The sequence below is a fragment of the Saccharibacillus kuerlensis DSM 22868 genome, from assembly GCF_000378145.1.
Lineage (GTDB): Bacteria > Bacillota > Bacilli > Paenibacillales > Paenibacillaceae > Saccharibacillus > Saccharibacillus kuerlensis.
In genome coordinates, this window is the sequence record NZ_KB899277.1 from 257,878 (window position 1) to 270,829 (window position 12,952).

Here is a 12,952-nt window from a genome sequence, read left to right on the forward strand (position 1 = left end):
CGGACTATCAGCAATCTTCATTCTACTAAAATTCCGTTTATTAGGCAAAAAGGATTCTGCTGGAGGAATCAGGGTGATCTCTAACGAACTTAGGCCTCTCTGTGCGCAAATTTGAAATCCCGATACAAAAAACCGATGCCCTTAACAATGGCATCGGTTTTTTGCATGACGTGCTGTAAATAGGCTGACTATACAGCCAGCATTATTTTCCGTCTGTGTCGCCGTCCGCTTTTGGAGAAGTGTCATTTGCCCATTCGTCCGCTTGCGTCTCGACATTTGCGCCTTTTTCTTTTCTTTCTTTTTCCATCAGCGTATCTTCGCCGGCACTTTGTTGATTCGGATCTTGGTTTTGATCTGTCATGTTGGTTTCCTCCTCAGCGTGTTCTAATTTATTGTTGCTCAACATCCTATCATTACCCGCTGGAGCGAGAGACAAACACTTTTTTAGTAACCTTGCCTGCTGACCGGCCGTACACATTGAGCAAGGATTTCCCTCAGCGCACGGAAAGCCAGGCTCGACCATTGCGCCAATCGACACCTACCGGCATCTCGAAAAAGTCGGACAAATTCTCATCCTGCAGCACATCTTGCGATCGTCCCTTGGCGAATATTCGGCCGCGACGAATAAGCAGCGAATGCGAAAATACAGCGGATATTTCTTCTGTATGGTGCGTTACCAGCAGCAAAGTCGGTGCATCGGGCCTTGAAGCTAGCCGATTGATGCTCTGCAGCAGCGCTTCCCGAGAAATGAAGTCCAATCCGTTGCTGGCTTCGTCCAAAATCAGCAGTTTAGGCGACGCCATCAGTGCACGGGCAATCAGCAGCTTCTGCTTTTCTCCCTGCGAACAGGTCTGATAAGTACGCCCAAGCAGATGTGAACACCCTAAATCCTGCATCAGCTCTTCAGCTCTCTGTCGGTCTTGACTCTCGATCTGTGCATAGAGACCAATCGAAGCGTGACGGCCGCTGACAACGATATCGAGCGCCTGCTCGTTTGGACGAATCTTCTCCTGCAGCGAAGAACTGACCCAACCGATCGATTTACGCAGTTCACGCAGATCAATCGTACCAAATTTATGGCCGAGCACAGAGATTTCACCGCTTGACGGCCACATGTAGCCATTGATCATGTTGAGAATACTTGTCTTTCCTGAGCCGTTAAGGCCCAGAACTGCCCAGTGCTGGCCCGCTTCGACAGTCCATTCGATATCCTGCAAAATGGTTTGTTCCCCACGTCTCCAGGAAACGTTTTTCAATTCAATTACCGCTGCCACTTTCTTTCCTCCTTTAAAGCGTCGATTTTTTTATCGTAGCCTAAGAAGAAACGTTTTGCAAAGTGTAGTGTACAACGCAAAAAACCGCCGAGCGGCGGTTTTGATAGAAGATATAAATGCTTAACTGCGCAGATGCTCCTGAGCGTTCGTAAACACAATACGCTTGCGCGAACCTTCGATTCGCCACAGATGAATTCCGGTATCCCCGGTAGCCAGTGACAGTTCGGTATGAAACGGCAGATTCAGCAGACTTTGAAACAGCATATTGATCATTCCCCCATGCGAAACGATACAAATCCGGTGCAGATCGGACTTGTTCCGATGCACAAACAGCAGTCTCGTTAGAAAGTCTTCCGCACGTGCACGAAATTGAATTTCCGACTCCGTATCGGCAAACGTATCGTAAGGCTGTCTGCCGGAGGGCGGAAGCGGATAACGCAGCCGTGCTTCCTCACGCTTGAGGCCAGCCAGAAGCCCATTATTCCATTCCATTAACGCTTCGTCATAAGCGACCATGAGCTTGCATTCCTGGGCGATCGCTTCCGCCGTACGCGCGGCTCTCTTCAGCGGACTTGCCAAAATCTGATGTGGACGATATCGCTTGGCAATCCAGGCTGCGGCAAGCCCGGCTTGCCGTTCGCCGAGCGGCGTCAATTCAAAGTCCGCCCGGCCTTCATGACGGTCTTCAAGATCCGCCTGCGACTCGCCATGCCGCACGACCAACAATTCTATCATTCTACTTTATCCCCCCATGTTTGCTTTTAGATTATCGGTTATGTTCATTTTCGGCCTTTTTCCAAGCTTGTTCAATCGGCAGATTCTATCATGAATTTTTCAGGTACTGTTTTTAAATTATAGGAATAGCCAGCATTTAGATCATGTTCGGACTAGTGATACAAAAACTTCTGCCTCTTGAAGCTGCAAAAGGGACCGTTCCCGAAATGGGCAGTCCCTTAGTTGAAAGTCGGCAAGGTCTTATGAGCTCGAATATCGACCTTGCCGCAAACGTTATTCAAATAAAAACCTCTTCGACAATTAAACTCCGCTCCCGCGACAAATCATAAAATTGATTGCCTACCTGGACAAGAGGCTTAAAAATATCTGAAGGGTTGTTAAGAATAATCGTTCCGATCTCTCCGCTGTTCAATCGTACACCTTTGCCGAGCAAATTGGACATCAAATGCTGGACAAGTGCCTGAACCGGCCTTTCATTTAACTTACCAAAGCCCAATTCATGTACTTCCCGCAAAATATCAAGCAGCGGGCGCTTGGGTTGTCCTCTTTTGCTTTCTGACAACCCTAAATATGTATCGGCTACAGCCACGATTTGCGAATAAGGGTGGATGTCCTCCTTGGTTAGACCCAGCGGATAACCTGAACCATCCTCGCGTTCATGATGCTGCCAAGCGACCATAGCCGCTATCTCGTCTTCCATTGAATTTCGGATAATGTCGTAACCGAATTTCGTATGTTTACGCAGTTCTTGCCTATCGTAATCCGTTAAATATTCCTCATGATTGCGGATTGCCGGAGAAACTTTGCTTTTTCCGATATCATGAAGATAACCAGCCCTGCTAATCGCATAACATTCTTCGCGCGAGTACCCCAGCCAGGTAGCTATATAGTAGGACAGCATGCCAACCTGCATCGAATGATTATACAAGCTAACGTCTTCCCGCTCCAATACAAGCAGCAAAGATACAATATCGCGATGTTCATCCACCGTCTGAAGCAGCGGCTCCAACTGCAGATCCACCGATCGTTCTTCAAATTCACCATTGGTCAGCGCTTCAAGGAAAATAGACTGATAACCACGAATTGCAAGATCGATATGACTTTGCATGGCTGCGCTGAGTACACCCATTCCCGTCTGCGAAGTGCGGGGCTCAATCTCAACGTAATCGATCCTGTGACGATTCAACAGGTCGGTCTCTTCGACCTTGACCGCTGTACCTTTCGGCAGCACGTGCAGTCCCATTGGACTAAATGCGTCCTCTCTTAACCTATCGCCGTACTGAAGATCTGTTACATGGATTCGCAATGGACCACCCTCCCAAAGTACTTACAAATTTCCTCTTTAAAAGAAATATCGGACATGAATCCTTTTTTATTAGAAAGCAAGCAGTAAAGACGACTTTAGTTGGGTAAAAAAGCGTAGAAATAAGGCCAAACACCTACTTTCAATTTTATAATTTTGTAATTATATGGTTATATAAAATTGGAATTCATTATTAATTATCTCTAAAGAAACCGCTCTCACTTTCCGATAATTGGAATATACCAGGAAGCGATTTTATGCTTTAAAAAAGGAGAATTCTAAATGCTTCAAGCCTGTCTTAACGGATCTCGAAATCGGAACGACCATCCGGCCATCCCATTCACATCGGAAGAAATCGCGATCGATGCCGAAAAAGTGGTTCGTGCCGGAGCGGCTGAACTTCATATCCATGTTCGCGACGAACAAGGCAGCGAAAGTCTTGAGGCGATCGACGTTGCACGTACGCTTCTGGCTGTACGCGAGCGGGTCTCCGGTATTCCAATCGGTATTTCCACCGTTCGATCCATTGTACCTGACAGTGGAGCCAGAATGCAGCTTATGCGGTCTTGGAAGGTGCTCCCCGATTACGTCTCGATCAATATCCGTGAACCGGATGCCGAATGGATTATTGCGACAGCGCTTTCTTTAGGAATCGACGTAGAAGCCGGTCTCTGTTCCGAAGCGGATGCGGAACGTTTTGCGGCTATGCCCGGCTGCGAAGCGTGCCTGAGAATATTGGTCGGCATCCATGAGCCTGACTCCGGCCGGGAATCCGCAGCCGTTCGGCAAATCCAGCGTGTGCTGAAGCGGGTCGGATGCACTCTGCCCATTCTACTTCATGGCTCGGAGAGAACGATGTGGTCAATGTACATAGAAGCCATGCTCCAAGGGTTCGGCGGCCGAATCGGCTTGGAAGACGGCAGCATGCTGCTGTCCGGTATTACGGCCAAAGATAATGAAGAACTGGTCCAGACAGCCAAATTGATTGAAGGACGCTTTTAAAAAAGCCCTGCATTCCCGGTAACGGGAAGCAGGTCTTTTCAAAAAGTATTATTGCCGATTATTCGTTGATATTGCCGGAATGCTTCAGACGCTTCGCAAATCCCTTGAATTCATTTGCTGAAATCCCCGGCGCAAATTCCTTGTCAAGCGCAGGAATTTCGGGAATCGATACGCCTTTCGGGGCGTCGGCTTGAGCCAATACCGGAGCAGCCAGCAATCATTTTTTGATTGATTCATGAACGAAGAACGAGAAGAATTTCTCTACGTAGGACTGTATCCATACCGCCAGAATGATTGGAATGACTGAAGTCGTGTGCGTAACGGGTACGTTATTGCCGATCACAGCTTGGAATTGACCACCGCCTATTGAGACAATCGGCCTATTCAAGAGCGAACCTCTTTCATTGTCGGGATGTCTTCTGCTCCTGCCGCAAGCGGCTTGTCTACAGTAAGAAGCGTCCGCTTTGTCTCTTCACCGTCGGCAGGAGACTGGGTTGGCGCTGACATTCCGGCACCGACCCTCTCTGTACGGAAGTATTCGACAGCCAAAATCAACAGTCCGATTACTAATATCAGGATTCCAACAGCAAACGGCAGTCCCAACGCCATACTTTGCTGCAAATCTGCTTCATAAGGTCCGTCTCCGAAAATGGCATACCATATCCGAGTTCCTTCCCAAGTAGACATGTTAGGAACAAATATCGCGGCTGCGATAAAAATACATCCGATCATCCATGCGCCGACCAATGTTAATACACAGCCGATCAAGGTCTTCCTCATCGTTCGTCCCCCTTCCCTTTTGCAAGCTTTCCCAAATCCAAGATTCCCCGTTCGTTCTTCACTTCTGACGATTTAATCGGCGCAGCAGAGAAAGAACCGTTATATCCACTGCCAATGCCCCAGCAATTCCGGCTGCATAACGTGCCAAATCCGCAGTCAAAAATCCTTGGCCCAGCATCAATGCACCTAACGTCGAATCACGAATCTCATTAATCCAATCCGCCCGGTACAGCTGGCTGAATTCGATCGTGAAACTTAAGGCCAATGCAGCTATGGCACACACGAACAGGCTCCGATCAGGCAGCAGCAGACGAAACAGCAGATAGAGCATAGCCGCCCACAATGCATCTCCCGTATGAACGGCCAGAAATCCGGGCAGTTCCAAGCCATAAGTCCGCGAAGCAAGACCCAACAGCATGACAATGACCACAGCGGTTAGATAAGCGGCTCGTCTGCGCCCATAAAAGCGCCGCCGATGTCGGCGTTTGCGATCGCCCCTCATCTTCGTCCCGCCTCCGTATCGTATTCCACAATCTCCGCGTGAGCCATATCACTTCGGCCAATAAGTGTGCCAAACAATGTACCATGCCCAGCAGCTATCACTTTCGAATAACCCGAGTAACGTTCCAGCACATTCTCAAGCCGGTTCAGAAGCATTTCCCGACTTTCCCACAGCTTGGTTTCTCCATTTGGATAGACGCCGCCGCAGCGGCTGTATTCATCGCGAAGTTCGCGCATCCGTTCTTCACTGTCATACTCGAATGTCAGATCCGGCTGCCATTCTCTCAGATCGTATTCGACCTTCAGTTCAAGATCCAGCCGCCTTGATAGAATGCCTGCCGTTTGCATGGCCCGGGTGTACGGCGAAGAGAGAATCAACTCCGCTTCCCGCAGCCGTGAATCGCCCGAAGTTCTTTCTACCTGCCGTACGCCTTCTTCCGTGAGCGGCACCAGATCTCGCCCGTTCCCTTTTAGCCGCAGCGGCTTATACGTATGCCAATCCGGCTCTCCATGCCGAATCAAATAGAATACCGTCAATACTGATCTCACCTTTCCCATCGGCACGGCCTCCGATTTCTACAATTCGACGCGGCCGATCTCCAGCGCATTTCTTCTGCCCCGCTAGGGCCTTACTATCACTCTACCTTTCTCCGTTCTAAAAAGGAAGCGTCGTTCGTCTCAAATGCCTGCTTGTTGAGACAGTTAGGTAGGCGACACCTCCTTTTTACTTTATCACAATTTTTACATAACACTGATCTTGAGTTTACGATAAAGATATATACTTATTCATATGTTCAACTATTATTTTTCGCCAGCAGAATGGATTAAGCATGAATCTGTTGGAAAAAGATACATAATTTTAAGGAGGAAATTGAAATGAACAGCTTATTTAAAAAAGGACTCCCCGCCATACTTGGCTTGACCCTGGCGGTAGCACCCGCCCTGAGCGGAGCCGCAGAGCCGGCTTCTCCGGCAAACGCTCCAACTGCAGCAGCTGTTCCGGCATCCGGAACAGCCAAAAATGTTATTTTCCTGATTGGCGATGGCATGGGCCCTTCTTACATGACGGCTTATCGCTACATGAAAGACAAATCTTCCACGCCGTTGATGGAAAAGACCGTGTTTGACTCGTATCTGGTCGGCGCACAAACGACGTACCCTGAAGACGAGCACCAGAATATTACCGACTCTGCTTCGGCGGCGACAGCCATGTCTTCGGCAGTCAAGACTTACAACGCGGCAATCGCTGTCGATAACGATCAGAAGGAAGTGAAAACGGTTCTGGAGCAGGCCAAAGAAAACGGTATGTCTACCGGTCTTGTCGCCACTTCCGAGATCACACATGCAACACCGGCCGCTTTCGGTTCACATGACATCAGCCGAAAAAACATGGACGCGATCGCGGACGATTATTTCGACGAAATGATTGGCGGCCAACATAAGGTTGACGTACTGCTCGGCGGCGGAAAAAGCAATTTTGTACGAAAAGACCGCGATTTGACCGCAGAATTCAAAAAAGCCGGCTTCGGTTATGTTTCCGACCGCAAAGGTCTGCTGGCCAATAAAGACCAGCAGCTGCTGGGTCTGTTTGCAGACGGCGGCCTCGACAAAATGATCGACCGTTCCTCCGCCACGCCTTCGCTAAAAGAAATGACGAACGCCGCGCTCGACCGGCTGAGCGATAACGACAAAGGTTTCTTCCTTATGGTCGAGGGCAGTCAGATCGACTGGGCGGGACACGATAACGACATCGTCGGCGCAATGAGCGAAATGAAAGACTTCGAAGGCGCGTTCCAAGCCGCAATCGATTTTGCGAAAAAAGATGGCAATACGCTCGTCGTCGCGACGGCCGATCACTCAACCGGCGGACTAAGCCTTGGAGCGAACGGCGAATATAACTTCGACGTAACGCCGATCAAGGCGGCCGTTCATACACCGGATTACATGGCGGCTAAGATCGTGGCGGGCGAATCGGTAGAAAGTGTGTTGAAGAAGAATATTAAGCTTAAGCTGACAAACGAAGAGCGTGCTTCCGTGAAAAAAGCGGCGAAGAGCAAAGATCTCACAACAATCGATAACGCGATTGAAGCAATCTTTAACACCCGCTCGTTTACCGGCTGGACGACTGGCGGCCATACCGGTGAAGACGTTTCGGTTTACGCTTACGGACCAAGCAGCGAGCGTTTCCGAGGACTGATCGATAACACCGACAACGCGAAGATCATTTTCGAACTGCTCGGCGGAAAGCCGACGCGTTAAGCAGCAAGGATCCGACAGGAACGAAACAGGAATGAAAATTGACAAAAAGGGATACGGCTGATCAGCCGTATCCCTTTTTCATTCGCCTACTTTTATTTTTTGTTCAAGGGCTCCCTTTCACTTAACGCGACTCCTGCGACGGTAAAGAGCAAACGCCAGCGCAGCGATCAGCAGCACCAAAATCCCGCTTGTCCACCATACGTAAGCCGGTATAGTGACATCTTCTCCATGTTCTTCCGGCGAACCAGGAGAAACGCCGTCCCGCAGTTCAACCGGCTTACCCAACTCCTGCACAGCAGCCGGTTCGATGCCCGATTCGTACCATTCATTGCCGGAGCAAAGGCTTGTCGTCAGTATCCCTCGATCTTCATCTTCACGCGCAAATACGAGATAATTTTCGCCCATTTTAAAGTCGGTACCACAGGATGCACTGCTCATAGCTGTCGAAACAGTTGTCGTTTCGTAAGCATCCCCTTTCCAGGCTTTATCGACTTCAAAAACATAATACACAGGATCGGCACTTGATCGCGCTCCATCAAATCCACCCGGACTCTCACGCCGATCGACGACGGTACCCGAGAAAATCGCATGTGCGTAGGCGGACGCCTGCTCCGTATCAATGATCGCGCAGCTGCAGGCATACGTTGGTTTTGGATTGACGGTCAATCCTGTGCCTATGCTTGCCAATGCGATCAACAGCACAAAAAATAAGCGAATTCCTGCCTTGCTTTGGTTGGGACTTTTTCGTGCGAACCGTTTGGCGTGCATTGCCTATTCCTCCTTCTTAAGCGTTCTTTGTTATCTTCTAAACGCAAAAAAAGAAGCACAAGTTGCGTCTCATCTAAGTTTATAGATAAACGCATTTATCGTTTTTACTCCTGCAGGCCGCCGGTTAAGCTTTACACTTCATATTGCAGCCTTTTACTTCCCGCTGCTTTCGTTCCGCTCCTTCAGCTCCAGCCAGATGCCCGCCATGTCCAGCTCCCCTTTGCCGCTGCGTACGGCATCGGCATAAGTCCGGTCTGCAGCTTCCGCCAGCGGCAGATGAATCCCTTCACGCTTCGCTTCCGCCGTCAGCAGTCCCAGATCCTTGGACAGCAGGCTGACCATGAACGCAGCAGGGAATTGTTCGTTCATCCACATGTCTTTTTTTCCAGCCAGCATTGGTGTGTTGACAGCGGATTCGCCGATCATCTCAATCAATTGTGCACGGTCCAGTCCAGCGCGTTCACCGATCAGCAGCGACTCCGAGATGCCCTGTGCCATAACGCCGAGAAGCAGATTAATCGACAGTTTGGCCGAACTTCCTGCGCCAACCCCGCCAAAGTGAATCGTCTTTTTGCCAAGAATGTCAAAGAAGGGCTCGCACAGCGCTACCGCATCCTTTGTCCCTCCGGCCAGAATGACCAGCTGCCCGTTTTCTGCCGGAGCGACCGAACCGGATACCGGCGCATCGACATAGACAGCACCCCTTTCTTCTACGCGATTCGCGTACTGACGGGCTTCTTCCGGCGCAATGGTGCTCATATTGACGACAATCTTGCCTGCGGAAAGCCCTGCCAGCAGTCCCTTCTCACCTTCCAGTACTTCTTCCACAGCCGACCCTTTCGTCAGCATAATAAATACGACTTCGGCGTCTACTGCAGCTGCCTGCGGCGAATCGGTAAGTACTGCCCCTTCTTGTTCCAACGGCCGGGCTTTTTCTGCTGTGCGATTGTATACGTTCACCGAATATCCTGCTTTCAGCAGATTACGGGACATCGGCAGGCCCATATACCCCGTTCCGATCCAAGCCAATTTTTTCATATTTTCAACACTCCTTCTTCGCGATTCATTTTCATTTATATTTAGCATACCGCAATGGGCAGCAGGAGTCATGTGTGCCCGACTGTTTCTCGATTGTTCATTTCCTATGCAAAAAAGTGCTTCCTTGGCGGAAGCACTTTTGAATAAACTTTTAAATGATATTCGTTAGAGCGTGTCTTCAAATTCATGCTAACCATAATACAATCGCAGCCAACGATAAAAAAGCGGAGAACGAAGCGGCCAACTTATCGTAGCGCGTCGCTAATCTTCGGTAGTTTTTCAGCTTATTAAACAAGCATTCAACCAAATGGCGCTCTTTGTAGACCCACCAATCCGTTTCTCGTTGAACTCGCCGATGAAGTCGGCTTGGAATCACAGCTGTCGCTTGCTGCTCTTGCAGCAGATTTAAAATCCGATCAGTATCGTAACCCCGATCGGCAATCACGATTCGTCCACGCAGATCCATGGATGCCAGCATGTCGTAACCGATTGTACAATCGGCGAAATTCCCTGGCGTGAGCCGAAACCGAAGCGGATTGCCCAACGCATCGACGATCGCGTGAACTTTTGTGGTCAGTCCGCCTCGGAATCGTCCGATTGCCTGCTTGAAGCGCCCCCTTTTGCGCCTGCTGCATGTTGGTGAACTCGAACATGGGTCGCATCAATCATCCGACTTTCTTCGTCAGGTTCGTTCGCCAGTTGTTCCAAAATTCGTTCGAAAATCCCGAGTTCCCGCCAGCGTCTGAAGCGCGTATGGACCGATTTCCAGGACCCATAAGTGGCAGGCAGATCGCGCCACGGAGCGCCGGAACGATTGATCCAAAGCATGGCATTTACCATGTTCCGATTGTCGTGAGCCGGTCTTCCTTTCTTTCCGGTTCGCTCCGGTGGCAGCAAGTGCACAAGACGTTCCCATTGATCGTCACGAAGTTCATATCGAGAATTGGTTTCCATACTTCAGATTTAACCTAAAATGAGGGTGCGTGCATTTTGAAGACACGCCCTAAGCCTTACTTACCGTATCACCTGCAAAGAACGCTTCGAGCTGACGCGTCACTTCGGCTTTGTCATTTTCAATTACAGTCTGGAATTGGTCCTTGGCGACCAGCTCCGCGATCTGTACCGGGAATTCCTGCACAATATTGATCAGCCGCACCGCTTCGTCGAACTTCGCGGGATGCGCCGTTGCAAATGCCGCCGTTACTTCGCCTTCTTCGTTAAATGCTTCATAAGCCGCAACGCCGCACGCTGTATGCGGATCAAGCAGATAATCGTACTCCGACTTGTATTTGCGTATCAACTCAAGCCCCTGCTCGTTCTTGGCTCCCAGTGCATGCAGTTCGCTCTGCACACGCTCCAGCAGCTCGCCTTCGACAAAAATTCGGCCTTCGCTTGCAAGCTGAGCCATGTAATCGGACACTTTGGCGGAATCTTCGTCCAGCAGATAATAGAGATAGCGCTCGAAGTTGCTCGCCACCTGGATATCCATCGATGGACTATGCGTTTTGCGGAATTCGCCCGGACGATATTCGCCTGTTTGTACAAAGCGCTCCAAAATGTTGTTTTCGTTCGTTGCAATAATCAGCTTGTTGATTGGCAGACCCATCTTTTTCGCCAGGAAGCCCGAGAAGATGTTGCCGAAGTTGCCGGACGGCACGCTGACGTTGATCTTTTTGGAAGCGGCGTCGCTGCCAAGCTGATCGCTTACGCGGAAGTATGCATAGAAGTAATACACGGTCTGTGCCAGAATGCGGACAAAGTTGATCGAGTTAATCGCCCGCAGATGATGTTCGCCCTTGAACGAAAGATCGGAGAACAGCTCCTTGATAATACGCTGGCAGTCGTCGAAATTGCCTTTGACCGACAGGTTTAGTACGTTCTTGTCGTTCACGGTCGTCATCTGCAGTTCCTGCACTTTGCTGACTTTCTCATGCGGATGCAGAATGCAGATCTTAATGCCTTCTTTGCCGCGTACGCCCTGGATCGCTGCCGCACCCGTATCGCCGGATGTTGCGCCAAGGATATGAATGATCTCGCCGCGCGTCTTTGACACATACGAGTAGAATTCGCCCATAAACTGCAGCGCCACATCTTTAAACGCGAAAGTCGGTCCGTGGAACAATTCCAAAATATACAGGGAATCGTTCAGTTTGCGGACCGGTGTAACTTCAGGATCGCGGAAAGAAGCATAACTGGCATCCACGAGCTCTTTCAAATCATTTTCCGGAATTTCTCCATTCGCATATAGCGAGAAAATTTCGATAAACAGCTCGCGGAACTCCAAACCTTTCCATTTGTTCAGCGTCTCGGCGGACACGGACGGAATGGTTTCCGGCACCATCAATCCTCCGTCTTCGCCCAATCCCATCAGGACCGTGTCGATAAAGCCCTTCGGTTCAACTTGACCTCTTGTGCTGATGTAGTTCATCGTAAGCCCCCAAGCGATTTTTTTACCAATCATACCTCGAAACGGACATCGGATGACAGTCTTTTTTTGTATTTTCATTCAAAAATTCTTTGTTGGATCCCTATGAAACTTCGTCCTCACAGGACTGTTGTCTTCTATGGGTGTACATTTTCAATTAAATTTTTCATTTTGCGCTGCCGATACAGGATGAATGATCGCATATATCGCTTCAGCACAAGAGCATCGAATACCTGCCCAATCGGTCCCAGAGGAGAGCCGAATTCCAGAATGTCCCGCACTAAGGTTCCCTCTGCCGTTTCCTCAAATTCATGCCGGTGCATCATATGCCGAAAAGCGCCCTTATGCATCCGATCCACGAAAACATGCGGTTTGTCCATTTCTTCCACGACCGAAACCAATTGTTGACGCACACCGAAATGAATCGCTTCGAACACGACCGTCTCTCCTTTTTCGATCAGTCCTTCCGTTCTCCCGCTGGGCAGCGCCCGTTCTCTCGTAGACGGCCAGACCGTTTGGGGATGCAGTCCGATATTCCGTGCGGCGTCGAAGCAGATTCCGATCGGCGCTCGAATGACTATTTCTTCGCTGATTCGCACCAAGAGTGTCCTCTCCTCACGAACGAACCCATTTATCCTGCATCCGAATTTTTTTCGCATCATCCAGAACGCTTTGTAGACGCTTCAACCGACTATCGTAACGTCGTTTGTCCGCCGATAAACGCCGCATCACCCACAAACAGGCGTACCGGATATATAGAAGCATGATGCGCCCACCCCATTCTTCCTTTTCAAAAAAGCCCTCATCCTGCTTCTTCATTCTACAAACCTCCGTTCAAAATTCAGCTTGCACATCCATATGACTGAT

General features: G+C 49.7%; 16 protein-coding genes. 2 read left to right on the top strand and 14 right to left on the bottom strand.

What is annotated here, in order from left to right; genetic code table 11:
• Nucleotides 1–202: 202 nt before the first annotated feature.
• The 4 genes from F456_RS24510 to F456_RS0101185 all read right to left on the bottom strand — a co-directional run bounded on the left by F456_RS24510 (nt 203) and on the right by F456_RS0101185 (nt 3,315).
• Entirely contained in the window at nt 203–361 is a 159-nt protein-coding gene (locus tag F456_RS24510; RefSeq protein WP_018975168.1) for a hypothetical protein, read from the bottom strand.
• A gap of 133 nt (nt 362–494) precedes the next feature.
• Entirely contained in the window at nt 495–1,274 is a 780-nt protein-coding gene (locus F456_RS0101175) for an ABC transporter ATP-binding protein (protein WP_018975169.1), read from the bottom strand.
• A 120-nt stretch (nt 1,275–1,394) separates the two neighbouring features.
• On the bottom strand, nt 1,395–2,009 hold the full coding sequence (locus tag F456_RS0101180; RefSeq protein WP_018975170.1) for a histidine phosphatase family protein: 615 nt from the start codon (nt 2,007–2,009) through the stop codon (nt 1,395–1,397).
• Between the two features lie 277 nt (nt 2,010–2,286).
• Nucleotides 2,287–3,315, bottom strand: coding sequence for an HD-GYP domain-containing protein (locus tag F456_RS0101185; RefSeq protein ID WP_026293577.1), 1,029 nt, complete (start codon nt 3,313–3,315; stop codon nt 2,287–2,289).
• Between the two features lie 279 nt (nt 3,316–3,594).
• Here F456_RS0101185 and F456_RS0101190 point away from each other — a divergent pair, with 279 nt between their 5' ends.
• Nucleotides 3,595–4,314, top strand: a complete 720-nt coding sequence (locus tag F456_RS0101190) for a 3-keto-5-aminohexanoate cleavage protein (protein ID WP_018975172.1) — start codon at nt 3,595–3,597, stop codon at nt 4,312–4,314.
• A gap of 217 nt (nt 4,315–4,531) precedes the next feature.
• Here the strand turns inward: F456_RS0101190 and F456_RS24170 are convergent, their stop codons facing one another.
• The 4 genes from F456_RS24170 to F456_RS0101215 are packed head-to-tail and all read right to left on the bottom strand — an operon-like array spanning nt 4,532 to nt 6,153.
• Nucleotides 4,532–4,702, bottom strand: a complete 171-nt coding sequence (locus F456_RS24170; RefSeq protein ID WP_018975174.1) for a hypothetical protein — start codon at nt 4,700–4,702, stop codon at nt 4,532–4,534.
• Nucleotides 4,699–5,094: a hypothetical protein gene (locus F456_RS0101205; RefSeq protein WP_018975175.1), complete on the bottom strand. Its 396-nt coding sequence runs from the start codon at nt 5,092–5,094 to the stop codon at nt 4,699–4,701. The genes F456_RS24170 and F456_RS0101205 overlap by 4 nt, the downstream gene beginning before the upstream one ends.
• Before the next feature lie 58 nt (nt 5,095–5,152).
• Nucleotides 5,153–5,596: a ribosomal maturation YjgA family protein gene (locus F456_RS0101210; protein WP_018975176.1), complete on the bottom strand. Its 444-nt coding sequence runs from the start codon at nt 5,594–5,596 to the stop codon at nt 5,153–5,155.
• On the bottom strand, nt 5,593–6,153 hold the full coding sequence (locus tag F456_RS0101215; RefSeq protein WP_018975177.1) for a histidine phosphatase family protein: 561 nt from the start codon (nt 6,151–6,153) through the stop codon (nt 5,593–5,595). Before F456_RS0101215 ends, F456_RS0101210 begins: the two co-directional genes overlap by 4 nt.
• A gap of 318 nt (nt 6,154–6,471) precedes the next feature.
• Between F456_RS0101215 and F456_RS0101220 the strand changes: the two genes are divergently transcribed.
• Complete coding sequence (locus F456_RS0101220; RefSeq protein ID WP_018975178.1) at nt 6,472–7,854, top strand: alkaline phosphatase; 1,383 nt, start codon at nt 6,472–6,474, stop codon at nt 7,852–7,854.
• Between the two features lie 117 nt (nt 7,855–7,971).
• Here F456_RS0101220 and F456_RS23370 read toward each other — a convergent pair whose 3' ends face one another.
• The 6 genes from F456_RS23370 to F456_RS0101255 all read right to left on the bottom strand — a co-directional run bounded on the left by F456_RS23370 (nt 7,972) and on the right by F456_RS0101255 (nt 12,904).
• On the bottom strand, nt 7,972–8,622 hold the full coding sequence (locus F456_RS23370; protein ID WP_018975179.1) for a hypothetical protein: 651 nt from the start codon (nt 8,620–8,622) through the stop codon (nt 7,972–7,974).
• 153 nt (nt 8,623–8,775) lie between these two features.
• Complete coding sequence (locus tag F456_RS0101230) at nt 8,776–9,660, bottom strand: NAD(P)-dependent oxidoreductase (protein WP_018975180.1); 885 nt, start codon at nt 9,658–9,660, stop codon at nt 8,776–8,778.
• Between the two features lie 184 nt (nt 9,661–9,844).
• Nucleotides 9,845–10,614, bottom strand: a protein-coding gene (locus F456_RS23895) for an IS5 family transposase (protein ID WP_229675591.1) whose coding sequence is annotated in 2 segments (ribosomal slippage) — nt 9,845–10,264 and nt 10,267–10,614 — 768 coding nt in all. Because the reading frame shifts where the segments join, the coding sequence is not laid out codon by codon here.
• A gap of 49 nt (nt 10,615–10,663) precedes the next feature.
• Entirely contained in the window at nt 10,664–12,088 is a 1,425-nt protein-coding gene (thrC, locus tag F456_RS0101245) for a threonine synthase (RefSeq protein ID WP_018975183.1), read from the bottom strand.
• Between the two features lie 134 nt (nt 12,089–12,222).
• Nucleotides 12,223–12,684 (bottom strand): SRPBCC family protein, encoded by a 462-nt coding sequence (locus tag F456_RS0101250; RefSeq protein WP_229675600.1) that lies wholly within the window; start codon nt 12,682–12,684, stop codon nt 12,223–12,225.
• Nucleotides 12,685–12,700: 16 nt separating this feature from the next.
• On the bottom strand, nt 12,701–12,904 hold the full coding sequence (locus F456_RS0101255; RefSeq protein ID WP_018975185.1) for a hypothetical protein: 204 nt from the start codon (nt 12,902–12,904) through the stop codon (nt 12,701–12,703).
• Nucleotides 12,905–12,952: the final 48 nt, after the last annotated feature.